We start from the raw sequence: 25,117 nt of genomic DNA on the forward strand, positions 1-25,117 counted from the left end.
ACTCAAAGATTCCCGCAGAACACATCCTAAAGTTCTTGTCGGAATATTGCCAGACTAAATGCAATCACTCCCCCATGGGGGAGTGAAGAAAAAGGAGACTTTCGATTGTAAGACTTAATGCCACTATCCTGTTTGAAGATTTAAATGCAATCACCCAGTAATGTATAGGTTGCATTTACAAAGTCAATTGAGGGTAGGGAGAAGGCTATATACTGTCCCGCAGATTGTGGGTGGACACGCTGTGCGTCTTCTGATATAATGTAATCGCTTAGGTTGCATCATTTTGCAATAATAGGGAAACAGGTGAAATACCTGTACGGTCCCGCCGCCGTAAGGTGGAGCAAATTCAAAGTTGCCACTGTTTACAATGGGAAGGCTGAATTTGCTTTGAAACCGAGTCGGAAGACCTGCCTGAGCCATTTTGCACTGTTTTCACGGAGGATGAAAGGTGTAGCATACGAATCATGCAGAAGTGTTTTGGACTGTTTGCAGATTGTGTAAGTAAAACCTCTTCCAACCGCCGGTTAGAGAGGTTTTTTGATGTCCATGGAGAGCTTCAATAGAAATGGAGAACAAGTCAATGAAAGCAGTTATTCCACGTATTATGTTTGCGGCTGCAGGCAGCAGCAGCGGCAAGACCACAATCACTTGTGCGGTATTACAAGCCCTTCTGGAGCAAGGAGTTAATCCTGCTGCGTTTAAATGTGGGCCGGACTATATTGATCCGATGTTTCATACCGAAGTCATTGGGACAAAATCACGGAATCTGGATTTGTTTATGCTATCGGAAGAGGTATGCCGGTATTTGCTGGTCAAGAATTCCGAACAGTCGCAAATCGCTGTTTTAGAAGGAGTAATGGGTTATTATGACGGGCTAGGCATTGGCAGTACCGTGGCAAGTTCTTACCATTTGGCTGCAGTAACGCAAACGCCTGTTATCCTTATTGCCAATTGTGCCGGTTCAGCTATCTCAATTGCAGCCTTGATCCAAGGATTCTGCCATTTTAGACCGGACAACGGGATCAAGGGCGTTATTCTGAATAATCTTACACCTTCCCTATACCCGCAGTATAAGGAAATGATCGAAAAAGAGACGGATATCCAGGTGGTCGGCTACTTTCCGAAGCTCAAAGAATGCGCGCTGGAAAGCAGGCATCTTGGATTAATTACAGCATCCGAAGTGGAAGACCTACAGCAAAAAATGAAATTACTGGCCATACAGGCCAGAGAATCCATTGATCTGAAACAGCTGCTGCGTATTGCGGGAGGGGCCGCGGAAATAGACTATCATGAGGCCGGGATCGAGAGAATCTCTGCTGTTAAAGTCGCCGTAGCCAGAGATAAAGCCTTTTGTTTTTATTACCAGGACAGCCTCGACCTTTTGGAAACATTGGGAGCGGAACTGCAGTATTTTAGTCCGCTTGATGATCAAGCTGTACCGGAATGTGACGGACTGATTCTCGGCGGCGGTTATCCGGAATTATATACCGGACAGCTTGCCAGCAATACATCGATGCTGGCAAGCATCAGGCATGTTCTCTCCAATAATACTCCCTGTATAGCTGAGTGCGGCGGGTTCATGTATTTATTGGAACGTATTGCTGACAAGGACGGCAAACCTTATCCAATGGCAGGACATTTAGAAGGGGATGCTGTACTGACGGATAAACTGAACCGTTTCGGTTATATTTCACTGACGGCGCAAAAGGACAACTTGCTGTGCGACAAAGGCGGCAAGATCAATGCGCATGAATTTCATTACTCTGATTCGACAGCCAACGGCAGCAGTTTTACGGCAGTAAATTCATCCGGCAGTAAAACGTGGGACTGCATCCATGCCGATGAGAACCTCGTTGCCGGCTATCCCCACCTTCATCTCTGGGGGAATCCGGAGTTTGCCCGCTCGTTTATCCGGAAATGCCGCAGCTTTCAAACCGCTAGGATGGGTTAGTCAGGCGTGTATAAGCTGGAAAAGTTTGAATCGCTTGATGATCGATAGATGATAGATAATAATAGATAAAGGGATATTTTTGTGAAAGGAAAGAGGCGGTGAGTAAATGTTGGCTTTGGTCAGCGGAGGCGTTGCCAGCGGAAAGTCTGAAATAGCAGAAAACTTAGCTGTCAGTTTGAATAAAGGAAAAATGGCCTATATTGCAACAATGGCTGCCTCAGATGAAGAGTGCTGCAACCGGGTGGTCAAGCACCGTCGAATGCGGGACGGCAAAGGGTTCGATACCTTTGAGTTTCCTTACGGGCTTTCCGATAAGATCCCTGTTCTCAGCGGCTGCCATACCACTTTACTCGAGTGCATGGGCAACCTGATTGCCAACGAAATGTATCTGCAGGAGCGCAGCCCGCAGGATACCATTGACTGTATCATCAATGATATCCGGTTGCTATCGGTGACCGTACCGAACACGGTTATCGTAACCAGTACGATATTTGAGGATTTCAAAACCTATGATGATTTTACAGCCGGCTATATCCGTGTACTGGCTGAAATAAATTCGGCAATTGCCGCTGCTGCAGATGTAGTGATTGAATCAGTCTGCACAATCCCGCTTATCCATAAAGGAATGAAGGAGCTTTCCGGTTATGAAAATCTTGTTTGAATCGTTTGTTGCAGCCTTTTCGATGTTCTCTAAGATTCCGATGCCTCAAATCGACTGGAACGAGAAGAATATGCGTTATTCTTTTATCTTTTTTCCTGTGGTCGGGGCTGTCATTGCCGTTGTTCTCTATTTCTTGTTTTTATTGTTGCAATATTTCGGGTTCAGTCCCGTCTTTTTTGCTGCTGCAGCTGTATTTATTAACGTCATGATCACTGGCGGAATTCACCTCGACGGTTATTGTGACACGACAGATGCCTTGAATTCCCATAAGGACCAAGAGGAAAAGCTTCGAATCCTTAAGGATCCTAATGTTGGAGCGTTCGCGCTCATCTATACGTCGGTTGTCCTGCTGCTGCAGTTTGCGGCGTGGTATGAGACGTATTTGACACCAGACTTTTTCTTTCTCGTTCTTGTTTCGTTTATCCTGTCACGATCGATGGCCGCTTTGGCAGTCGTCTGCTTTCCGTGTGTCAGAAATACAGGACTTGCTTCAATCTTTGCAGGTTATGCCTCGAAGAAAACGGTAAGAACCATCATTTGCTTGATCGCTTTATTATGTGTTGCGGCAATGCTGTACGTGAGTGTGATTGTCGGAAGCATTGCAGTTCTATTTATTGTGCTGTCCTTTTACTTATTTTACCTGATGGCCCAAAAGTATTTTGGGGGTATAACCGGTGATCTGGCAGGCTTTTATATTGTGGTAAGTGAAACAGGAATACTCCTAATTTCAGTAATAGCAGGAGGCGTTATGCTATGATTTTGGTGATCGGAGGCGGCAGTCAGGGGAAATTGGAATTTGTCAGGAGCAGATGGGATATCGCTTCGGCAAACATTACGGACGGAGGGACTTGCAGCTTCGAAGAGGCTTTTCAGCGTCCGGTGCTTGACCATCTGCATCTGCTGATCAGACGTTTGCAGGGAGCCGACCTTGATGCACGGAAATTTATCGCTGACGGAATCGAGCAGCACCCCGACATGATTCTGATTTGTGATGAATTAAGCTCAGCTGTGGTGCCGGTTTTGAAAGATGACCGGGAAATGCAGGAAACGACCGGGAGGATCCTTTGTGCAGCCGCCCAGAAAGCGGCTAAGGTCTATCGCGTCTTCTGCTCCATTCCTGTTCTGATTAAAGGTGAAGAGCATGAATAAGTTCCTTTACCTGATCCGGCATGCCAAGACGGAGGGCAATTTGAGAAGCAGGTATATCGGAATTACGGATGAGCCTTTATCTGAACAGGGGATCTTCGAACTCCGCGAGCATATTGCTGCCGGCCGCTATACGGCAGTTGAACATGTTTTTGTCAGTCCGATGCTCCGCTGCCGTCAGACCAAGGAGCTGATTTATCCGAATGTCCCTTACAGTATAATTCCTGAACTTGCGGAATGCAGCTTCGGTATATTTGAGAACAAATCGTATGAACAGCTGAAGGACCTTGCCGAGTACCAAAGCTGGATTGACAGCGGCGGGAAACAGCAAATCCCGGGGGGAGATCAGCCGGAAATGTTCAAGTCCCGCTGCCTGGAGGGTTTTAGCCGCGTTATTCAGAAAGTAGATGAAGCCGGAATAGAACAGGCCGGACTGATTATTCACGGCGGTACGATCATGATGCTGCTTGAGGCATTTTCTCCGGAAATATTTGATTTTTTCCATTGGCAGATAAAGAACGGCGAAGGCTATCAACTGACCATTGATCAGGATCTATGGGCCGAAAACAGAAAGCTGGCGGCGATAGAGAAGATTTAGAGGATAAGGATATAAAGGTCCGAATTTGATCACCCGCTTGTTTTTTGGTGAATGACGAAATGATAAAGAAGTTGGTATTGAATGATTACACTTTATGCTTTAATTACAGGTTATATTTTGGATTTAATTTTTGGTGATCCTTCCTGGCTGCCTCATCCGGTCCGCTGGATCGGTTCGCTGATTGCCGCAGGAGACAAATACCTGCACCGGATCAGTTGCAAGACGAATCGAAGCCAGTATTGGTGCGGGGTACTGCTGACTGCTTTCATTGTCACGATAACATTTCTCGTGCCGTTAGGCCTGCTGTATTTGCTTAAAAGCATCAGTCCACTGCTAGGGTTTATTGTCGAGGCCTTAATGTGTTATCAGATTCTGGCTACCAAGTCGCTGAAAGCTGAGAGCATGAAGGTATATGATGCTCTGCAGAAGAACGATATTATGGAAGCGCGTTATCAATTATCGTGGATTGTCGGACGGGACACGGAGAACCTGAACAGCTCCCAGGTAGCGAAAGGCGCTGTGGAAACCGTGGCTGAAAATCTTTCCGACGGCGTCATCGCCCCGATGATTTTCATTCTGGTTGGCGGAGCCCCCTTGGGCTTTTTGTATAAAGCGGTCAATACCCTGGACTCGATGATTGGCTATAAAAATGACAAATATCTTTATTTTGGCCGGTTTGCTGCCAAACTGGATGATGTCGTAAATTATCTGCCGGCTAGAATTTCTGCCTATTTGATGCTCCTGGCAGTTTTTCTGACTCGTTATGATTTTAAAAACGCTTTTAGAATCTACCGGCGTGACCGTCATAATCATACCAGTCCGAATTCCGCCCACACTGAAGCCGTCTGTGCCGGAGCCCTGAATATTCAGCTTGCCGGAAGCAATTCTTACTTTGGCAAGCTGGTGGTCAAGCCAACGATCGGTGATCCGATCCGGGAGATCGAGGCTGAAGATATCCGCCGCGCCAACAAGCTGATGGTTGCGACGTCGCTTGTCGGCCTGATTCTTGGGTCCGCTGTCAGAGCGTTTATCGTGCAATTTGGATGATAGTATTTTTGTTTAGCAGGGGTATAAGAATATTGCTGCTGTTACGCCAGCCTGTAAGCGGTAAAATGTTCTTTGGGGCAGGTCTGTGAGTCACAATACCGCTTTCGGCCGTTGCGTCTTCCTTGACGCAAAAGGCCGCGCTACGCCATCCAGGCTCCGCTCGTCGCGGAACTGTGACTCCCAGACTGATCTTAAGGGTGGAAGACTTTGGCGGCTCAAGAAGCACTATCAAGTTTAATAAGCAGGTTTACTTTGCCTTCCGTAACTAGCTTTTTTATGACTTGCTCCTTGTACCAGTACCTTCTAAGCATTGTTGCTTCTGAACACAAAGCCCTACATCGTGCTTCACATGGCGGCAATTAGGATATTAGACTTGTGCTTGCCAACAAAGTGAGGAATACCGGCCGAGACACTTTCTACAAGACTTTCTACAGATTAGCGTATCTTAGTAACCGACCTGACAAGCGGAACATGGATGTGGAGCGCGGCTTTTTGACGGCCACGGATGGCGCAATAGCCGAAAAGGCGGTTACGAAGAGACGCGAGCCACAGAAAAGAATCTATAGATTAGAACCTATATATTCGTCCAAGAGTAATCTCAAACTTAAGATAAACTTAGGCTACAAATACTACAGAGACAGGTGAGAGCAGATGTACCAATATATCCACGGCGGAGACATTTATTCGGTAAAAAAACTGACGGGCAGGCAGGAAATTCTTGATTTTTCTTCCAACGTCAATCCACTTGGGCTGCCGGAGTCTGTGAAAGAAGCCGTGATCCGGTCGCTTGATGAATGTACGAACTATCCTGACCCGTTTTGCCGGGATCTTGTTGCGGCTCTGGCTAACTATGAGTATACGGATCCTGAATATATTCTTGCCGCCAATGGGGCTGCAGAGATTATTTTCAGACTTGCGCTGGCTCTGAAACCGAAAAAGGCGCTGATCTTTGCTCCGACGTTTGCAGACTATGAAAAAGCGCTGCATACGGTGGATTGTTCGGTAGAATATTATTTTTTACGGCCAGAGCACGATTTTTCAGCTCGTGAGGACCTGCTGGATCAAATAAGCCCAGGCCTGGACCTCATGATCATCTGTAACCCCAATAATCCTACCGGTCAATTGTGTTCACGTGCATTTTTGCAAAAGGTGCTTGCCAAGAGCCAGGAGATCGGTGCAATTGTGATGATTGATGAATGCTTTATGGACTTCGTCGAAGATAAAGAACAATTTTCTGTGCAAAACTGTATTGAACAGTATGAAAATCTTGTTATTCTGAAAGCTTTTACCAAGATATTTGCGATGCCGGGTTTTAGACTTGGCTACGCTTTGACATCCAACAAAAAATTGCTCGAACAAATGAGGTCCGCCGGTCAGGACTGGAGTGTTTCAACGCCGGCCCAAATGGCTGGCATCGCTGCTTTGAAAGAAACAGCCTATCTGCAGCAAACGAAGCAGCTGATTCAAACAGAAAGAAGATTTCTGATTGATTCGTTATTGGGCCTTGGTCTCCAGATCATCGGCTCCAGAGCAAACTACATATTTTTCCGGACTCAGCGTACAGACCTAACTGAAAAGCTGATCAAGAGAGGGATTATGGTACGTCCATGCTCCAACTATGTCAATTTGAATGATGAATACTTCAGGGTTGCTGTAAAAAGCCGCGAAGATAATTTAAAACTCAGCGCCGCACTCAGGGATGTGATATTTGATGAAAGCAGTCATGGTCATTGTTGACGGACTTGCGGATGAAAAAATTGAAGAATTAGGCTGGCAAACCACGTTTGAGGCTGCCCGTCATCCTGAACTTGACCAAATTGCCGCCGGAGGTTATACCGGCTGGTTTAGTTCCTGCCCGCAGGGTTACCTGCCGGAAAGCATGCCGTGTATCCTCAATCTTTTAGGTATTGATCCTGCTTATTTTCCACAAAGCAGGGCATCACTCGAACTGCTTGCCAACGGCTACTGCCTGGAACAGGATGAAGTCGTTCTGCGCTGTAATCTTGCCGCACTTGACAGTCACGGAATACTAAGCTCTTTTAACGGCGGGAACTTGACCGGTCCGGATATGGAGGAAGCAGCGAAGATAGCGGCCGATATCGATCCAAATATCAAGGTGCTGCATTTATCCGGATATAGGAACCTGATCATTGTCAAAAAGCATTACTTTCAAACGCTGGATTGTAAGACTTATCCGCCGCATGAATTTTTGGGCGGTGATTCAGATGCTTTATTAGCGGACATCTACGCGTCAGCCCCAATACTACAAAAATTTGTTTCTGAGGGAAAAAACAGGTTAAAACACCTAAGCAGCCAAGAACAGCAATTGATGTTTTATCCGTGGGGAATATCCGGGAAAAGCTGTTTACCTGCGTTTGCAGAATTGTATAGCAAAAAGGCTGCGGCAGTCTGCGGTGCAGAAATTGCCAAAGGGATTGCATTGGCCTTGAAGATGGATGTTCCTGAACTAGAAGAAGCAACTGGAGATACGGATACAGATCTGGCCCTTAAGGCTCAAACAGCCTGCCGCCTGTTGTCCGGTCATGATTTTGTGCTTGTGCATATCAATGGAGCAGATGAAGCCGCTCACCGGCATGATTATCGGGAAAAAATTGAATTTATTGAAAGAATTGACCGGGAGTTTTTTGCCTTTCTGCGTCAGAACCTGGCAAATGAAACCAGGATCCTTGTCTGTGCCGATCATGCTACCAGCCCTGTCAGCGGTAAGCATTCGGCCTTGGACGTTCCGTATATCCTCCGAAAAGCCGGGGAAACCTTTCCGCCGGGGGATTTAGAAGCGAATAAGGCCTTGAAGTATCTGATTTCAGAGTAAATAATAACAGAACAAACAGGAAAGCGGGTGTGACACGATGGCCAAATCAATCATGGTTCAGGGAACAATGTCTAATGCCGGGAAAAGCTTGTTCACGGCAGGTCTGTGCCGTGTTTTTAAACAGGCAGGTTATAAGGTAGCGCCCTTCAAATCCCAGAACATGGCGTTGAACTCCTATATTACCAAAGAAGGGCTGGAGATGGGCAGAGCACAGGTTGTCCAGGCAGAAGCTGCCGGGCAGGAACCCAGTGTCCTGATGAATCCAATCCTTCTGAAACCGACGAACGATCAGGGATCGCAGGTCATTGTCAACGGTGAAGTGTTGGGTAATATGAATGCAGCAGACTATTTTAAATATAAGACCAGGCTCATTCCAAACATTATGGAGTCCTACCAGACGCTTGACCAGAAAAATGACGTTATTGTCATCGAAGGAGCAGGCAGTCCCGCAGAGATTAACTTGCAGGAGGATGATATCGTCAATATGGGGATGGCCAAAATGGCTAAAGCTCCTGTCCTGCTTGTTGCTGACATTGACAGGGGCGGCGTTTTTGCATCTATTTACGGCACGGTGATGCTCTTAAGTGAAGATGAAAGGGAAATGATCAAAGGAATTGTGATCAATAAATTTCGCGGAGATGTAGAAATTCTGAAGCCCGGGCTGCGGATGATCGAAGAAAAAGTCAATATTCCGGTCATCGGTGTCGTTCCATATCTGAATATCGACATTGAAGATGAAGACAGTTTATCCGAAAGAATTGCTGTGGACAAAATAGTGCAAGCAGTAGATATTGCAGTGATCCGGCTGCCAAGGATGTCCAATTTTACTGATTTTAATGTTTTTGAACTGATTCCCGGAGTTTCCCTGCGCTATGTAAAATCCATGGCTGAGCTGAAGAATCCGGATATGATCATCCTGCCAGGGACGAAAAATACGATGGCTGACTTGTTGTGGCTGCGTCAGAGCGGTCTGGAAGCAAAGATTAAAAAGCAGGCTGCTGACGGGGAAACAATCGTATTTGGCGTATGCGGAGGCTACCAAATGCTTGGAGAAACGTTGGAAGATCCTTTTAGCGTAGAAGAGGGCGGAAGTCTCACGGGAATGGGTCTGCTGGATATGAAAACAATATTCTCCAAACAGAAGACCAGGACGCAGGTGGAAGGCCGGTTCAGTCAGCTTGATGGTGTTCTTTCCGGATTATCCTCGATCCGTTTTCACGGTTATGAAATTCATATGGGCGTGACAGAAACAGGGGATACCGAGCCTCTGACGCATATCGACATAGAGTCAGGCCTTCAGGTGCAAAAGACGGAAGGTGCCCGAAAGCGGAATGTTATGGGCAGCTATGTTCATGGAATATTTGATGAAGAAGGGGTCTCTGTAGCGATTGCCGAATGTCTGTTGAATAAAAAGGGGTTGGATTCAACCAGCCTCAAACGGTTAAGCTATAAACAATATAAAGAGCAGCAGTACGACCGATTAGCTGATGAAATTCGGAAACACGTCGACATGGCTGCAATCATGAATATTTTGGAGGCAGGTGTATAATTGATGAAAAAGGGTCTTATCCATATTTACTGCGGGGACGGCAAAGGAAAGACGACCGCTTCTCTCGGTCTGGCAGTCAGGTGTGCAGGCAGAGGGCGTAGGGTATTAATTGTTCAGTTCTTAAAAAGCCAGGATACAGGAGAACTGCACACCCTGGAGAAAATTCCGGGGATAATGTTTTTGCGCGGCGAAGAGTCCTTCGGTTTCTATAATCAGGAAACAAATGAGCAGAAGGAGCAACGCAGGATCATTTATAATAAGATCCTGCAGCAGGCGATTTCAGCGTGCCGTGAAGGTCAGGTCGATTTGCTGATTCTTGATGAAGCAGTAGCCTCCTATAATTATGACCTCATTGACCGTTCGCTTCTGCTTGAATTTTTGCGTACGAAACCTGAAGGGCTTGAGGTTGTGATGACCGGACGGGGGCCTGCGGAAGAACTGCTTGATCTTGCAGACTATGTCTCTGAGGTCAAGAAAGTTAAACATCCTTATGATAAAGGGATCAAAGCGCGCCTCGGCATTGAGCGGTAATATTTTACAGCCTTGATTTCATCTTGACAAAAATCCGGTCCCCCCTTTATACTAAAATCAGAAAATATAATACATGATGGTTAAAAACATACAGTGTTACCTTTTGCTGACAGGTCAGGTTGGAATTCGGGGCACAGGTCAGAGGGATGTATGGGATGTTGCCGGACGGATTCAAAGCCACCTTCAGGGTTGGCTTTATTTATTCAGATCAGTTTCCCGCAAAATTTCTCAGTTTTCCGTTAAGATTCGTGTTTGAGGCCCATCAATTTCCAGTTAACGTTCAGGTTCACAAGTATGTTGTTTCAGTAGATCAGTTTGACCTTAGGTTTTCACCAGGCTCCATTTCTAGACTCCATTATCCGGGTGATTCTCAAGAAAGGCGTAGAGAAAGTAGCGTAAGTCCCATTTGTGATTCCATGTATTTGGGTTAAAGTAGGTGACTCGAGTAAAATTATCTGTTTGTGTCCATGAGGAATTTTGCGGGTTATACACTTAAGGCCTCTTCGCATTAATGCGAAGGGGCCGTTAATTTGTGTGCCAGTATTATGGCAGTCTTAACCAAAACGTTTTAATCAAAATAATCATTTTGTAAGTCATTTTGTAAGTGCTGTAATCATTCTGTAAATAAACGTTCTGTAAATAAATAAAATTTAGATTACCCTATCGATGGTATTTATGGAAGGAAATGGCAAACTAACGGAGAATTGTATAAATAAATTTTCCGTGAGAGGAGAGAAACGGCGTGAAAGTAAAACGCAGACTTCTTTACCCAGTACTGCTGCTTCTAATCATGATCCTATCCATTCCGGGGGTTGCTTATGCTGAATTTGACGAATACGGTTACAACGCTCAGGCCAGAATGTTTATCGGAACACTGGAAAACTGGGAAGCACTTCTTCAAGGATTGCCTCCAGAGCCATTTAATCCGAAGGAAACAGACATTGTTTTTGTCGAAAGAAAATGGGACAAACTTTTTGATCCAATGATTCATTTTAACCCGCCGTTAGGTGCGGGAGCCTGGCAGGAAGCCAGATTATGGAAATACCTTTCAGGAGACCAATTGGGATGGACCTGGCATCAGGATATTGAAGTCGTTTATTCCCCGGACCATCCGATACTAGGTGCATTTGCGATCCCACAGGAAGCGATGGGGTTGACAGGATTTTATTGCACGAGGCAACAGGAATATTTGTTGGGACCTCACGGGCAAAGAACTGTCATTCAAGATTTCTACGTAAAAAAATCTGTGGTTATTAAAGCCATTATTGGCCTCGAGTAATATAGAATTTAGTGAGTAGAATCAATTTAAAATGCAATTTGCATTTGCGTCATTTATACGATACCGCCTTTCGGCGGTATTATTCCTGTGCAGACGGATTGTTCATAAAATTGTCATCTTTCTGCCATAGAACCAACACAGGAGCCGTATAGAATACATAGCAAGATAAGAAATGATTAGTATTAGAAATTTATACGAATACATAACGGTTAGGTGAGGGTTGAATGAGCAGCAAATTAGTGACAAAAATTGTATTGGATATTGCGATGAGCATACTTTTTGTGTTCCTGTTGGATGCTTTTGGAACTGGATTAACTTTTCATGAGATTGCAGGGTTATTTATTTTTGCTCTTTTTAGTATCCATATTCTGTTAAACTGGTCCTGGGTAAAAAATACAACGTTGAATTTACTACAAAGCAAGCTTAAAAATCGGACCGCAGTTTCCGTAAAGATGAAATATGCTTTGAACTTCGCAATTTTCATCAGTATTTCGATCATTGTGACTACGGGAGTACTGATATCGAAGGTTTTATTTCCTTCAGATACGATTTATGGTGAATGGATCTATCTGGTCCATAAATGGACATCATACATCTGTCTGGGCTTCTTGATCACGCATCTGGCGATTCATGCCAGCTATTTTGTGAAATCAGTCGGCAGGATCATCATAAACCTGAAAGAGCGTAATGTCAGAAAAACATTGGTTCGCCTTGGTGCGGCGTGCCTACTGGTCGTCATGTTGTATACCCGGGTTCTTTCAACAGTTTCGGCAAGCGATGAGAATCAATTAGGCAAAATTACAGAGACCCAGATTACGACATCGCCAAGTACATCCCAAAACAGGACTGACTCCCCAACGGAAAGTCAATATAATGAAAACATAACCTATTCGGAGGGTTCAGGTTCTGACAATGATGATTCAGAAGACGCTGATACTATTGTTTCGGCAAATGATTCCGCTACGGATGCAACTGTTGGGGATACCACCGGTCCGGAAGAAAAGATCAGTTTTGATGAATACTTGTCCCAGCTGCACTGTAACGGTTGCCATAAAAACTGCTCTCTTTTGTATCCGCAATGCGATAAGGCTCAAGGTGAAATAAGGGCAGCAGAACAGGACTATCAGGAACTTTACGGGATATAAGCGAACAATACGCTGTAAGGACGGCAGCAAATGCATAACATTTACCTACGATGCTGAAAACAGCAGATTTTGATAAATTTTACTGGCCATCGTTTAGAAAAGATTATGGAATTTTCCTGGCGCTCTTTTAAACAAAAATAAGGAAGACTAAGCAAAACTAAGTAAAAACGAAGCAAAACAACCGAGCTTAATCCCGGTTGTTTTTTTGTCGTGCGCCATGCATGGAGCGTAACTAAGCGGTGAAAGTCTACTATGGGGGCTGGCAGTTGCCAAATATCAGCCCAGAGCAAGAGTATCCAATGTGAGGTGGAATCTGAGGGAAGCGTGATGAGCAAAAGGATACATATCCGGAATATGGCCGCATAGAATAAGAGTATTGCAGTATAAATGAACTCATGTTTAATATTGACAACTGGATTTCGGCCGCGATATACTAAAAATAAGAATAATGAATGGGTGTTTATTTATGCAAGTACCAAAAGAAGAGATTAAAAAAAGAATTATCGAGGCTGCGGAAGAGGAGTTTCTAGTCTCAGGCTACCGTCATTCCTCAATGCGGAGTATTGCGCAGCAAGCCGGGATTACTGTAGGGAATATTTACTCCTATTTTTCAGGTAAGGATGACCTGCTCGATAATATCCTTCAGTCAACTATAGAGCAGCTACGAAAGCTGGTATTCATTGACATATGCGATAAAAGCAGCCTGTCGATGCAAAGCATCACCTATATCACAGAAGTGATAACCAAGGTGTTTCTGGATAACAGAACGCAGTTTTTAATCCTAATGAAAAGTGTCGAGGGTTCCAAATACGAAAATATAAAGGTGGAACTGATTGAGCTTGTCAAGCAGCGTCTGGAGAACGATTTGTTCCTAAGCAGTTCCAAGCCTGGAAGTGATATGCTGCTTGCCGACTCCTTGGCCTTGGCTCTTATTGAAGGAATCATTAATATTTTTAATAAGTATGGCGGAGATGAAGTGCGTCTTGCCAATCTATTGAACAAATTTCTTTTATTGATTATCGGAGATATCCAAAAGAGACTTTAAAAGAAACGGTAACGGATGATAAAGAAACGATAAAGGATGATAAAGATATGCAGCTGTTTATAGAAAAGTTTGTGAAAGGCCTTATTGTCCATAAACGGGTCGTTTTACTAATCTATTTGGCAGTCATTATTACCAGTATTGCGCTTGTACCCCGTATTACAGTTAACTATGATTTAGCGGAATATCTGCCGGAACACTCCATGACCAAGCAGGCGATTACGCTTGTGGATCAGGAGTTTGGTTATCCGGGAACTGCTCAGGTCATGGTGGAAGGCATTTCTATACGGGAAGCCCTTGAAGCCAAGGAAAAAATCAAAGAGGTTCCGGGTGTAAAAAATGTGATTTGGCTGGACGATGTCACAGATGTTACGGTTCCGGAGGCCTTTATTTCCCAAAACGTTCTGGATAGTTACTATAAAGATGGAGCTGCCTTGTTTCAAGTTGAATTTGCTCAAGGGGATTATTCCATGGGAACAGGGGATGCCCTGAAGGCGATCCGGGCTTCGTTAGGCGAAAATGTCAGTATCACGGGAGAAGCTGAAGATTCGAGCCATATGCGGGAAGTGCTTGGCTCGGAAATGTCCAAGATTATGATCATCGTTATTCCGCTCTGCGTCCTCATCCTGATGCTGGCATGTTACTCCTGGATAGAACCGCTGCTGTATTTAAGCGTTATAGGGGTTTCTGTGATTATCAATGCCGGAACGAATGCCTTTTTCCATAACATATCTTTCATCACCAATTCAATTGCTGCGGTGCTGCAATTCGCCATTTCGATGGATTTTTCGTTGTTTCTTTGCCACCGCTATCTTGAGGAAAAGGATGCCGGGGCCGAGGTTCTTTCTGCAATTGCCAAAGCAGTAAAAAATACACTTTCATCTATTTCGGCGAGCGCGCTGACGATTATAGCTGGGTTTTTAGCCCTGCTGTTTATGCAGTACGGGATCGGTAAGGATCTTGGACTGGTATTGGTTAAGGGAATCTGTCTGAGCTATATCAGTGTGATCATTTTGCTGCCGATTCTGATTGCGATCTTCCACAAAACGATTGACAAAACCCGGCACAGGCCCCTCGTTCCGCCTTTTATGAAGATAGGCCGGGGCACAATCAAAGTAAGATATCTATTGTTTGCCCTGGTTGTGATGATTGTTATTCCGTCTTTCCTGGCACAAAAGAATACTGACTTTTTATATGGGAATACTTCCGGAAGTTCCAGTGAGGGAACCATTGCCGAGGAAAGAAATAACATTGAAAGCCGCTTCGGCGTCTATAATCCTGTTGTGATTTTAGTTCCAAATGACGATATTGCTGATGAAATACAGCTGGCCCAGGAACTGGAGGAACAGAAATATATCCGTGACGTTCAGACCCTGGTTACGCTGGCAGATCCTGCAATCCCACGTTCTTTACTACCGCAAAGCGTCAGGGATATGTTCCTGTCGGAACATTATACCCGTATGATCGTTCTTATGAACATTGCCGGTGAAACGCCCGAGACTTTTGAAGCCGTTGCAGAACTCGAACAGTCGGTGCAAAAGTATTACCCTGGTGAATGGTATGCCGCGGGGAATGCCACCAGTATCGCCGATATCAAAAATACTGTTGAACAGGACACGCGTACAGTTAACCTGTTTTCAATTCTGTCTGTGGGTCTGATTATTCTGCTGACGTTCCGTTCCATATCTGTTCCGGTGCTGCTGATCGCAGTCATTGAGTCTTCTATCTGGATCAATATGGGGATACCCTATTTTCAGGGATCAAGTCTGGTGTTTATCGGCTATCTGGTGGTGAGTTCCATCCAGCTTGGCGCAACAATCGATTATGGGATCCTAATGTCCAACCGCTATCTCGAATTCAGAAAGACGCAAAAACCCAGAGACGCAGTACTGTCTGCGTTGAATACTGCCGGGAACACCGTGATGATCTCAGCATTGATTCTTGCCGTGGCGGGTTTTGCGGAAGGACTTCTTTCCCAAATTAAAGCTATCAGTGATATTGGTATTTTGCTGGGCAGGGGTGCTGCACTGTCAGGACTGATGGTCCTTGTTTTACTGCCGGTGCTGCTGATGACGTTTGATAAAGTAATGATGAAAACCACTTTGTCTGCGAAAGAAAGTGGGAGGGAGGAGACAATCCGATGAAAAAACTAATCGCATGCTTTCTGACTGTAATACTGCTGATTCCCGTATTATCTTTATCCGCATCTGCTTCAGATACGGAGAGTACGGCAAGCAACCAAAATATGACCGTTGTCAAAGATGAGACCGTTTATGCGGACCTGAAAACGGATGGAGGTATTTCCGGTATTACAGTCGTCAATAGGATTGATACGCCTGAGTCCGGCATTTACCTTGACTACGGTGTCTACGATTCGATTACCAACCTTTCCGGCAGTGGAACTCCAGTGCTTACGGACGGCAAAATTTCCTGGCAGCTGCCGGCACGGGACAAAGGTTTCTACTATCAGGGCAAACTGACGAAGGGAGAACTGCCGTTTACGTTTCGTATCACCTATCGGCTGAACGGCCAGGAGGTTAAGCCCGAGGACATTGTCGGTAAAGAAGGAAGAATTGAAATTACGCTGAAAATTCAGCCGAATGCTGAAGCCAAAGTGTATTACCAGGAAAACTATCTTTGTCAGGTCCAGCTGCCGCTGGCTCTGGATGAAAACACGGTCGTTTCTTCATCAGGCGCTTCCGCCATGATTTCCGGCAAGACCCTAACGCTGGCCTACATGGTGCTTCCGCAGAAAAATGCGCAGTATACAGTGGTTTATGATACTGAAAAGTTCCAGATGGCGTCCATGACGATGACCTGCTCCTATTTTGATAGTTCCAATTTCCTGAATCTTAACATGGATGCCGGCAGTATAACGAAAATGTCACGCGGTGCCGGGCAAATTGTTTCCGGTACGGAGAAACTGAAGACAGGTTTAATCGAATTGAATAAAGGCATGGCAAGTATTGCTTTGGGCTCTGACCAACTTCAGCAGGGAGTCGGCACGATGCGTCAGGGGATAGAACAATATTCAACCGGAGCATCAAGTCTCGCGGCGCAGTTTAAACAGATCAGCGGTGGCACTGCTCAGCTTTCCCAGCAGGGACAGGGACTTTCAGCCCAGTATACCAGCCTTTCCTCCGGCGTAACAGCAATGATGAATCAATTAACGCCGCTGCTAGATTCTCTACCAGCTGAACAAAGACAGGCTTATCTTCAACAGATTGGAACCCTGAAGGTTCAGTTATCCCAATATGGCAGCGGTCTGTCCAGCTATACAACAGGCGTAGCCCAGTCTGCCCAGGGAATCACAGAATTTTCAACAGGTTTGGATCAATTTGCACAGCAGGGGACGGAATTAAAATCAGGTTCAGTCTCACTGGCCAACAGTTCAACAGCGCTGACCAGCGGCTTAAACCAGTTGGCATCCAGTGCAGCGGTTTTGCCTGATCAGGTTCAAAAATTGATAGACGGGCAAAAGCAATTTAAAAACGGTATTGACGAAGCTTCCGGATTGCTGGAAACACTCTCATTTGGCAGCGGGGAAGAGACAAAGCCGGCATCTTTTGTGTCCTCGAAGATTTCCCCGAAAAGTGTTCAGTTTGTTATCCGGACTCCAGATTTGAAAGCTGCAGCAGATGAAAAGAGTACAGTCACGGAGCCAGAAAGGCTATCTTTCTGGGAGCGTTTTATCAATCTATTTCGTTGATTTTTTTCAGAAGAATATTGAACTTTTGTGCTAATTATGATCTAATAATGACGGTGTTAAAAAAGCTTTTTCTAAGGCTGATGACAGATTTCTTCAGCCTTTTGTTTGTCCTTGAAGATCAATTTCAGCGATAGATAAGGAGATTGAAATGAACGATTATTTAGTTAAGGCTTTGGGTTATGACGGCAAGGTACGCGCTTACGCAGCTTTAACGACGGAAACCGTCGGTGAAGCCCAGCGCAGGCATCAGACCTGGCCGACAGCATCGGCGGCACTCGGCCGCACACTGACCGCCGGTTTAATGCTCGGGGCAATGCTCAAAGGCGATGAACAACTGACTGTCAAGATTGAAGGCAACGGCCCGTTGGGTATTATCCTGGTTGACGCCAATGCGTACGGGGAAGTCAGGGGCTATGTCACCAATCCTCAAACGCATTTGGATCTAAATCGAATCGGGAAATTAGACGTCAGCGGAGCTGTAGGTTCTGAAGGCACATTGTCTGTTGTTAAGGACCTGGGTATGCGGGATTACTTTACCGGGCAGGTTCCATTATATTCCGGAGAAATCGGGGAAGACTTTACCTATTATCTCGTCAAATCCGAACAGATCCCTTCTTCGGTCGGACTCGGTGTCTTGGTTGCACCGGATCATACAATTCAAGCTTCCGGCGGTTTTATTATCCAGCTATTGCCAGGAACTGCTGAAGAGACCATTTCTGAAATTGAAGAACATCTTAAAACGATTACGCCGGTCTCAACGATGATTCAGCATGGGTTTACGCCAGAGGAAATGTTGGAAGAAATCTTAGGCAAAAATAATGTTCAGGTACTGGCAAAAATGCCGGTAAAATTTCAATGCCAGTGTTCCAAGGAGCGGATCGGCAACGCGATGATCAGCTTAGGCAAAGAGGAAATCGAAGAGATCATTCAAACCGACGGCCAGGCGGAAGCCCAGTGCCATTTTTGCAACGAGACCTACCTGTTTTCGAGAGAGGGACTGGAGACGCTGAAGGATGCCACAAGGTAGAAAGGAACAGTACAGGATATGAAAGCCTTAATCACCGGGGCCAGTTCAGGTATTGGCCGGGATATTGCCAGAGTGCTGAGCACGAAAGGCTATGATTTAATCCTGGTTGCACGGCGTCTTGACAGGCTGGAAGAATTAAAGAAAGAGCTTTCCTGCAATGTCCAGACGATCAGCCTCGATCTTACACAGGAGGAATCCTGTTTCCGACTCTATGACCTGGTTAAAAATCAGGAGATTGATATGCTGATCAATAATGCCGGGTTTGCTGTATACGGCGAATTTGATCAGACGGATCTTACCAGAGAATTGGAATTGATTCATACCAATATCAAAGCAGTTCATATCTTAATGAAACTGTTTCTGCAGGACTTCAAGCGGCGTAACCGAGGGTATATATTAAATGTGGCTTCTTCGGCTGCCTTTTTACCCGGGCCTTTGATGGCTGCTTACTATGCTTCGAAAGCCTATGTACTGAGACTGACGGAAGCTGTACATAAGGAGCTGCAAAAAACGAACAGCAAAGTGTATGTAGGCGTACTGTGTCCAGGGCCGGTGCATACCGAGTTTGAACAAAATGCCAAGATCACGTTTGGGGTAAAAGCACTGGACAGCCCTTATGTAGCCAGGTATACGGTTGACCGGATGCTCAAACATAAAAGGATGATTATTCCCGGGATATTGATGAAGGCTGCCTTTGCCCTTATGAAAATCCTGCCTCAAAAAATACTGTTGTATTTTCTCTATAAACTGCAAAAAGAAAAATTTGTTTAGAAATCCTTGCTTCGGGTATATTTACTGAATATATTGACTGATGCACCGCCGTTGAAATATTGTTTCAACGGATTTTTGTTATTTTGTTATTCTTATGGTTATTCTTTAGATCGTACTTATCCACCCTATCAGATATTTTTATATGGATGGGTTGATGTCGTCTGTTGACAGACATAAAGAAAACGAATAAGATAGTTGTTAGTACAACAGTTGCAAATACAACTATATGTAAAGGGGGTGATTCGTGTTGCTGATGAAAGACCTGTCGGTCATATTTCGGTTTAATCGCATTTATTCAATGAGAAGGTTGAGTAAATATCATTTGGGGCATTCTGAACAAGAAATTCTGATGTTTTTATCTAAAAACGATCAGGTAAATCAAGATATGATTGCTACTTTTTTTGTCATTGACAAGGGAGCGGTTGCCAAAAGCTTAAGCAAGCTCGAAAAAAAAGGGTATGTCAATCGAATGATAAACCCTGAAAACCACCGCGAGAAAATAATAACCCTAACGCCAAGAGGATTGGAAATCATGGACAACATGCAGGAAATCCTGACTGACTGGCATACAGCCATCTATGAAGGGCTTGACGAAGAAGACATCGCACAGTTCCAAAAAATAATGTCGGTCATTGCCGCCAATAGCATGAAAGCCGTCAATGAATGCGAGAAAATTTAGACCAATCAAAAATCTAAAGATTGGAGTTAAGCAAGTTGAACAAATCAAATACGAAAAAGAGCTTTGTTCTCGTTATGATTCTATATCTGCTCGGTATTTTTATGGGTGCGATTGACACGGGAATTGTCACACCGGCCAGAACAGTAATTCAAAATAATTTGCTGGTCGATGAAAAAACCGGGATCTGGATGATTACGATTTATACACTGGCTTATGCGGCCAGTATTCCGATCATGGGTAAACTTGCTGATATGTTCGGACGCAAGTACATTTATCTTGCCAGTATCTTTCTCTTTGGTCTGGGTTCTTTATTTTGCGGTTTAGCCCAGGAGTTTAACAGCTTTACGGTCCTGCTCGCAGCCAGAATTGTCCAGGCGCTTGGTGGAGGCGGAATCCTTCCGGTTGCGACTGCTGAATTTGGCACGACTTTTCCTCCGGAAAAACGGGGGATGGCCCTGGGACTGGTTGGGGGAGTATACGGGATTGCCAATATTTTCGGTGCTTCGGCAGGCAGTGCAATTCTGGATATTTTCGGCAAGAGCAACTGGCAGTTTATTTTTTATGTGAATCTGCCGATCACGCTGTTTATCCTGATCGCCGGCTTTCTCTGTCTGCCAAACAACAGAAATGACAATGTCAAAAAGATTGATATCGGTGGAATCCTAATTCTGACCGTGATGATTCTCGCTTTAATGTATGGACTTAAAAATATTGACTTCTTTGATTTCAAGTCAACTTTAATCAGTACGAGTGTTTATCCTTTCCTGACTCTGTTTGGGATTCTTATTCCTTTCTTTATCCTGGCTGAGAAAAAAGCAGAGGATCCGGTGATGAATTTATCGTATTTTACAAACTCGAGGATCATGATCACCTTTATCATTGCCTTTATTACCGGAATTGTGTTAATGGGGATGATTTTTGTACCGCAGTTTGCCGAAAACTCACTGAAAATTGCTTCCGGGAGCGGCGGCTATTTTGTTATCATTCTCGGTTTGTTTGCAGGGGTTGGCGCTCCTTTATCCGGAAAGCTGATCGATAAATACGGACCTAAAATGATTCTAGGTCTAGGTTTTCTGATATCTTTGCTTGGTTCGCTGTTTCTGATCTTTGTCGCAGCTGACCAGCCCAGTATGCTGATGGTAAACATCAGTCTGGTTCTCATGGGTCTTGGTATGGGCTTTACGATGGGCACACCATTAAATTATATGATGCTGGAAAATGCCAAAGATGAAGAGTCCAATTCGGCACTCGCCGCCTTGTCTCTTGTTCGATCGATCGGAACGGCGATTGCGCCGGCAGTCATGGTTGGTTTTCTGGCGCATGCCGGAGTGGCGGTTCAGAATAATGTGATGAACCTGCTGCCCAAAGAAGTCTCCATGCCGAAACTGCCGTATGCACAGGAACTTACAACAGAAATCAATGAGATGAAAAGCAATCCAATGATGAAAAATGTTCTGGCAACCGTCGATATGCCCAACTTTTCCTATCTGGAAAAGATTGAAATCAATATGAACAGCAGCAGTGACTATCAAATTCCTGACGAGCTGATGGACAAAATAAAATCTTCTGACGTTACGACCATCACGGAGAACAGCAAATTGATTGCAGGGAGCTTCTTTGCTGGCATGGCTCCGGATATGATTTCGAATATTCAAACCGGGATTCAAAACGGAATTGATGAGCTTACGGTTGTGGAATCGATGCCCCAGTCAAGCGTATCCTTCCGGGATACGATAGAAAAAATGACGGTCTTAAAAGATGCCGTCCCGGGAGCTTTTGACACAGCCAAACAAAATTATCTCGCGGAGATTGATCAGAGAAGCACGGTCATTGAATCAGAATTCCAAAAAACCTTAAACAGCGGATTTAAGCAGGTGTATCTGACAGTTACGATTTCTTCTCTGATTGGCTTGATCTTCCTGTGCTTCTATCGAAGAAAACCAGTCAATAAGCAAGGATAGGGCTAAACACAAGCCGCAAATATAGAATTAATATTTTGAGTTGCTTCTTTTTATATTCTTGAGTAATTGCAGCCTTACACAGATATTCCGCTCGCACGTTTTCGTGGCTACTCGCACAAATCCTCGCTAACATGCCAAAACCTCTGGGCTTTTTAGAATGTTCACCGTTGGCATGTCTTGACGCTGCGGTTTTTGCTCGCTTAACGCCACTGACACTTAACGCTCGACTCCATATCTGTGTAAGGCTACAATATTTGAAGAATTCAGCAGTATGAAGTGTCTGGCATTGATATAATAAACATTAATTCCATTTTAAAGCATTCAGAACAGCAAATAAGCGACGAGAGACCTTTATATAATGGCTTAATGGACCCGAAATATAACGTCATGTAGTCTATCTGCGGCCAAGCGGAGCACGATGCGGAGCGCGGCTATTTGCGCCATGGATGGCGCAATAGCCGAAGAGCAGTTAGGCTACATGATGTAAACCCAGAGTTTACTATTAAACAATAAAAACGCTGCCGGCAAAATTGTCGCAGCGTTGTAGCAGTGCTCTTGATTGGGCTTTTTATTGCACATTCTTGAATTTTGAAGAGGGTGCACCACAAACGGGGCATTTTTCCGGTGCTTCGTTTTTATGGATATAGCCGCATACCTGGCAGTAATAATAGTCATTGTCTGCCGTTAAATCTTTAAGTGCGTCTTTGTATAAGGCGGCATGCGATTTCTCAGCCTCGTTAGCTAAGTGAAAAACTCTTTGTGCTTCAGAATCGCCTTCATCTTTTGCTTTCTCCAGAAAACGCGGATACATTTTCGTAAACTCAAAAGTTTCACCATCGATCCCAGCTTTGAGATTTTCTTCTGTTGATTTCAGCATACCCAGCACTTTCATCTGGCTTAACGCATGCAGGGCTTCAGCTTCAGCTGCTGCCCGAAATAGCTTGGCAGCGCCGTTATATCCTTCTTCTTCAGCTTTCTGAGCGAAAGCGGTATATTTTCGGTTAGCCTGAGATTCGCCAGCAAAAGATTCTTTCATATTGTCTTGCGATGTCATATAAATCCCTCCTTATCATTCTCCACTTTCATAATATTACCATAAATAGCCTATAATTGTAATATTATATCTTATTTTGTCCCAAAGTATCGGAAATATTTTTCTTGACATTGACGCGACGTCAAGGTGTATCCTAGTTTTGAGGTGAGTGGTGTGGAATATTCTGTACAGAAACTTAGCCGGTTGGCAGGCATCAGTCCCAGAACAATAAGGTATTATGATCAGATGGGGCTTCTAAAGCCGGCCAGGATTAATTCTTCAGGCTATCGCCTATACGGACAGGCGGAAGTAAACAGGCTGCAGCAGATCTTGCTTTATCGTGAACTGGGTATGGGGCTGGAAACAATTAAGGAAGTGATCAATTCACCGTCTTTTAATGAACTAAAAGCTTTCCGAGAGCACCGTTCACAGCTGCTGGAAAAAAAAGCGCAGCTTGAAAGCCTTATCGTGAATATTGAGAAAACGATTGCGTCTTATGAAGGGAGACTGACCATGTCTGACCAAGAAAAATTTGAAGGACTCAAGAAAAAAATGATTCAAGAAAATGAAACAACTTATGGCGAGGAAATCCGCCAAAAATATGGAGACGATGTTGTCGATCAGTCCAATCAAAAATTTCAGGGCATGAAACCTGAGGAGTATGAAGAAATGACTAGGCTTTCTGCCATGATTACGGAAAAGCTTGAAGCAGCTTTCCAAACAGGTGATCCTGCCTCCGGACTTGCTCAGGAAACCGCAGAGCTGCACCGTAACTGGCTGAGCTATTTTTGGAAGGAATACAGCAAAGAAGCACATGCCGGTCTGGGACAGATGTATGCTGATGACCCGAGGTTTACAGCCTACTATGATAAGAAGCATCCTGGGACAGCAGCCTTTTTACGGGATGCGATTCTTATTTATACCGGGATGAACGAATAGAAAAAGGTTCACTTCCGTTTTGCCATTTCCATATATTATCTTGAAGGTTTGTATAAGATCAAGATGGACATGGCAAAGGAGGAGCCTTCTATTGAAAAGAGATATTCATTATTATGCGCTTTTGGCATTTTGCAGGTCATGTGGGTTCAACAAGGAAAGCTCCAGAAAAATTGCCTATGCTTCGCAGTATGTGGATGATGCCAGAATTAATCTGATGACGATCCAAAATCCGGCACCGGAAGTCAGTGTTGACCGCTCTGATAACCGTGCCGTTTTTTTAAATATGGCAACCTGTCATTCCTATTTTAAAATAAAAACGTTTAATTACGAGGCAATGATCAACAATACCTGTGCCTTCCATTTTGTTCCTGGCTGCAAAGGAGAAAACTTCACTAAGAAACTCCGCTGTAAAGAGGAGTCGCCAGTGGCCCTGGTGCTTTTAAATGAGGCCCTGGACGACAATAATCTGATTAAATTTGGGATTGTTCTGCATGCTTATGCCGATACTTTTTCACATCAGGGTTTCAGCGGCATGCTCAGCAAAGTGAATGATATTAATCATTGCGGAGCGCGCAATGAAGTCTACTTAGGAATACCTGATCTGATTTTGTATTTGTTTAAACAGTTATGCGGAGAAAAATATGACGAAATGTTTGACCGTATTGTGCCCGCTTATGGCCACGGGCAGGCGTTGACCTTTCCTGATCTGCCTTACCTTGTTTGGTCCTATCGGTATGACAGCAGCGATACCTTCGAGGGCAGATACACCGTTGTGGAGATTGACAATAAAGAAAGGTATCAGCGAGCTTTGGCCAAAATAAAAGGGTACCTTGAGATTTATTTAAAAAAACATCCTGAATTCCGGGATTCAAATTATCAATTCGATGATACCCCTAAACTTATGAGCCAGCTGATTAATAAAGATTCGGATAGAAACAGGGAAGAAAGCTGGATTGCCTTCATGCTTAAATACGGGATGTTTCAGAAAAATGAATGGTCTGGCATTGTCTATCAGGAGAGTGAATGGTTGAGAAAAGCGTTTCAAAATTTTAATCCCCAAACCTTTAACAACAGGAGAGTAGACAATGTGATTCTTGCTGATCATTTTGCAGAATCCGACTGGTACCATTTTTATCAGGCGGTCAAGTGGTATAAAAAAAGATTCTTTGAATGCTGTCATCAAAACAAACTGTTTATTCCTAAATAACGAAGAGAA

At 44.5% G+C, this 25,117-nt stretch carries 22 protein-coding genes and 1 riboswitch; of the genes, 21 read left to right on the forward strand and 1 reads right to left on the reverse strand.

Features of this window, described 5'->3' with window-relative positions; genetic code table 11:
• The first annotated feature begins 253 nt into the window (after window positions 1-253).
• Window positions 254-430, forward strand: a riboswitch (cobalamin riboswitch).
• 150 nt (window positions 431-580) lie between these two features.
• The 19 genes from A7D23_RS06375 to A7D23_RS06475 all read left to right on the forward strand — a co-directional run bounded on the left by A7D23_RS06375 (window position 581) and on the right by A7D23_RS06475 (window position 21,929).
• The gene (locus A7D23_RS06375; protein ID WP_068883435.1) at window positions 581-1,951 is read left to right on the forward strand and encodes a cobyrinate a,c-diamide synthase; all 1,371 of its coding nucleotides are present in this window, start codon (window positions 581-583) and stop codon (window positions 1,949-1,951) included.
• A 106-nt stretch (window positions 1,952-2,057) separates the two neighbouring features.
• Window positions 2,058-2,612 (forward strand): bifunctional adenosylcobinamide kinase/adenosylcobinamide-phosphate guanylyltransferase, encoded by a 555-nt coding sequence (locus A7D23_RS06380; protein WP_019226059.1) that lies wholly within the window; start codon window positions 2,058-2,060, stop codon window positions 2,610-2,612.
• Window positions 2,596-3,369 (forward strand): adenosylcobinamide-GDP ribazoletransferase, encoded by a 774-nt coding sequence (gene cobS, locus A7D23_RS06385; RefSeq protein WP_019226060.1) that lies wholly within the window; start codon window positions 2,596-2,598, stop codon window positions 3,367-3,369. The genes A7D23_RS06380 and cobS overlap by 17 nt, the downstream gene beginning before the upstream one ends.
• Window positions 3,366-3,761, forward strand: a complete 396-nt coding sequence (locus A7D23_RS06390; protein WP_019226061.1) for a hypothetical protein — start codon at window positions 3,366-3,368, stop codon at window positions 3,759-3,761. Before cobS ends, A7D23_RS06390 begins: the two co-directional genes overlap by 4 nt.
• The gene (locus A7D23_RS06395) at window positions 3,754-4,356 is read left to right on the forward strand and encodes a histidine phosphatase family protein (RefSeq protein ID WP_019226062.1); all 603 of its coding nucleotides are present in this window, start codon (window positions 3,754-3,756) and stop codon (window positions 4,354-4,356) included. The genes A7D23_RS06390 and A7D23_RS06395 overlap by 8 nt, the downstream gene beginning before the upstream one ends.
• Before the next feature lie 81 nt (window positions 4,357-4,437).
• Window positions 4,438-5,403, forward strand: a complete 966-nt coding sequence (cbiB, locus tag A7D23_RS06400) for an adenosylcobinamide-phosphate synthase CbiB (RefSeq protein WP_019226063.1) — start codon at window positions 4,438-4,440, stop codon at window positions 5,401-5,403.
• A 651-nt stretch (window positions 5,404-6,054) separates the two neighbouring features.
• Entirely contained in the window at window positions 6,055-7,140 is a 1,086-nt protein-coding gene (gene cobD / locus A7D23_RS06410; protein WP_019226065.1) for a threonine-phosphate decarboxylase CobD, read from the forward strand.
• Window positions 7,115-8,236: an alkaline phosphatase family protein gene (locus A7D23_RS06415; RefSeq protein ID WP_019226066.1), complete on the forward strand. Its 1,122-nt coding sequence runs from the start codon at window positions 7,115-7,117 to the stop codon at window positions 8,234-8,236. The genes cobD and A7D23_RS06415 overlap by 26 nt, the downstream gene beginning before the upstream one ends.
• Window positions 8,237-8,273: 37 nt before the next feature.
• Window positions 8,274-9,785, forward strand: coding sequence for a cobyric acid synthase (locus A7D23_RS06420; protein WP_019226067.1), 1,512 nt, complete (start codon window positions 8,274-8,276; stop codon window positions 9,783-9,785).
• Window positions 9,786-10,316, forward strand: a complete 531-nt coding sequence (locus A7D23_RS06425; RefSeq protein ID WP_019226068.1) for a cob(I)yrinic acid a,c-diamide adenosyltransferase — start codon at window positions 9,786-9,788, stop codon at window positions 10,314-10,316. It begins immediately after the preceding gene.
• Between the two features lie 742 nt (window positions 10,317-11,058).
• Window positions 11,059-11,595: a hypothetical protein gene (locus A7D23_RS06435; protein ID WP_019226070.1), complete on the forward strand. Its 537-nt coding sequence runs from the start codon at window positions 11,059-11,061 to the stop codon at window positions 11,593-11,595.
• A 224-nt stretch (window positions 11,596-11,819) separates the two neighbouring features.
• Window positions 11,820-12,740, forward strand: coding sequence for a cytochrome b/b6 domain-containing protein (locus tag A7D23_RS06440; protein ID WP_019226071.1), 921 nt, complete (start codon window positions 11,820-11,822; stop codon window positions 12,738-12,740).
• Between the two features lie 466 nt (window positions 12,741-13,206).
• Window positions 13,207-13,785, forward strand: coding sequence for a TetR/AcrR family transcriptional regulator (locus A7D23_RS06445; protein ID WP_015042807.1), 579 nt, complete (start codon window positions 13,207-13,209; stop codon window positions 13,783-13,785).
• A gap of 47 nt (window positions 13,786-13,832) precedes the next feature.
• Window positions 13,833-15,926 carry an MMPL family transporter gene (locus A7D23_RS06450; protein ID WP_019226072.1) on the forward strand — a complete coding sequence of 698 codons (2,094 nt, stop codon included), beginning with the start codon at window positions 13,833-13,835 and terminating at the stop codon, window positions 15,924-15,926.
• Window positions 15,923-17,491 (forward strand): hypothetical protein, encoded by a 1,569-nt coding sequence (locus A7D23_RS06455; RefSeq protein WP_019226073.1) that lies wholly within the window; start codon window positions 15,923-15,925, stop codon window positions 17,489-17,491. The genes A7D23_RS06450 and A7D23_RS06455 overlap by 4 nt, the downstream gene beginning before the upstream one ends.
• 148 nt (window positions 17,492-17,639) lie before the next feature.
• Window positions 17,640-18,518 carry an Hsp33 family molecular chaperone HslO gene (gene hslO / locus A7D23_RS06460; protein ID WP_019226074.1) on the forward strand — a complete coding sequence of 293 codons (879 nt, stop codon included), beginning with the start codon at window positions 17,640-17,642 and terminating at the stop codon, window positions 18,516-18,518.
• A gap of 18 nt (window positions 18,519-18,536) precedes the next feature.
• Window positions 18,537-19,289, forward strand: coding sequence for an SDR family oxidoreductase (locus tag A7D23_RS06465; protein WP_019226075.1), 753 nt, complete (start codon window positions 18,537-18,539; stop codon window positions 19,287-19,289).
• A 253-nt stretch (window positions 19,290-19,542) separates the two neighbouring features.
• Complete coding sequence (locus A7D23_RS06470) at window positions 19,543-19,968, forward strand: MarR family transcriptional regulator (RefSeq protein ID WP_242871506.1); 426 nt, start codon at window positions 19,543-19,545, stop codon at window positions 19,966-19,968.
• A 35-nt stretch (window positions 19,969-20,003) separates the two neighbouring features.
• Window positions 20,004-21,929, forward strand: a complete 1,926-nt coding sequence (locus tag A7D23_RS06475; RefSeq protein ID WP_019226077.1) for an MFS transporter — start codon at window positions 20,004-20,006, stop codon at window positions 21,927-21,929.
• Between the two features lie 568 nt (window positions 21,930-22,497).
• On the opposite strand, the gene A7D23_RS06480 is transcribed toward A7D23_RS06475, so the two are convergent.
• Complete coding sequence (locus A7D23_RS06480; RefSeq protein ID WP_019226078.1) at window positions 22,498-22,983, reverse strand: rubrerythrin family protein; 486 nt, start codon at window positions 22,981-22,983, stop codon at window positions 22,498-22,500.
• A 153-nt stretch (window positions 22,984-23,136) separates the two neighbouring features.
• On the opposite strand from A7D23_RS06480, the gene A7D23_RS06485 reads away from it, so the two are divergent.
• Together A7D23_RS06485 and A7D23_RS06490 are read left to right on the forward strand one after the other, a co-directional pair.
• Window positions 23,137-23,901, forward strand: coding sequence for a MerR family transcriptional regulator (locus tag A7D23_RS06485; RefSeq protein ID WP_025205739.1), 765 nt, complete (start codon window positions 23,137-23,139; stop codon window positions 23,899-23,901).
• A gap of 91 nt (window positions 23,902-23,992) precedes the next feature.
• A complete protein-coding gene (locus A7D23_RS06490) occupies window positions 23,993-25,108 on the forward strand; it encodes a DUF6765 family protein (protein ID WP_019226080.1) in 1,116 nt (371 codons plus the stop codon).
• Window positions 25,109-25,117 lie beyond the last annotated feature (9 nt).

The sequence above is a fragment of the Dehalobacter sp. TeCB1 genome, from assembly GCF_001707455.1.
Lineage (GTDB): Bacteria > Bacillota > Desulfitobacteriia > Desulfitobacteriales > Syntrophobotulaceae > Dehalobacter > Dehalobacter restrictus.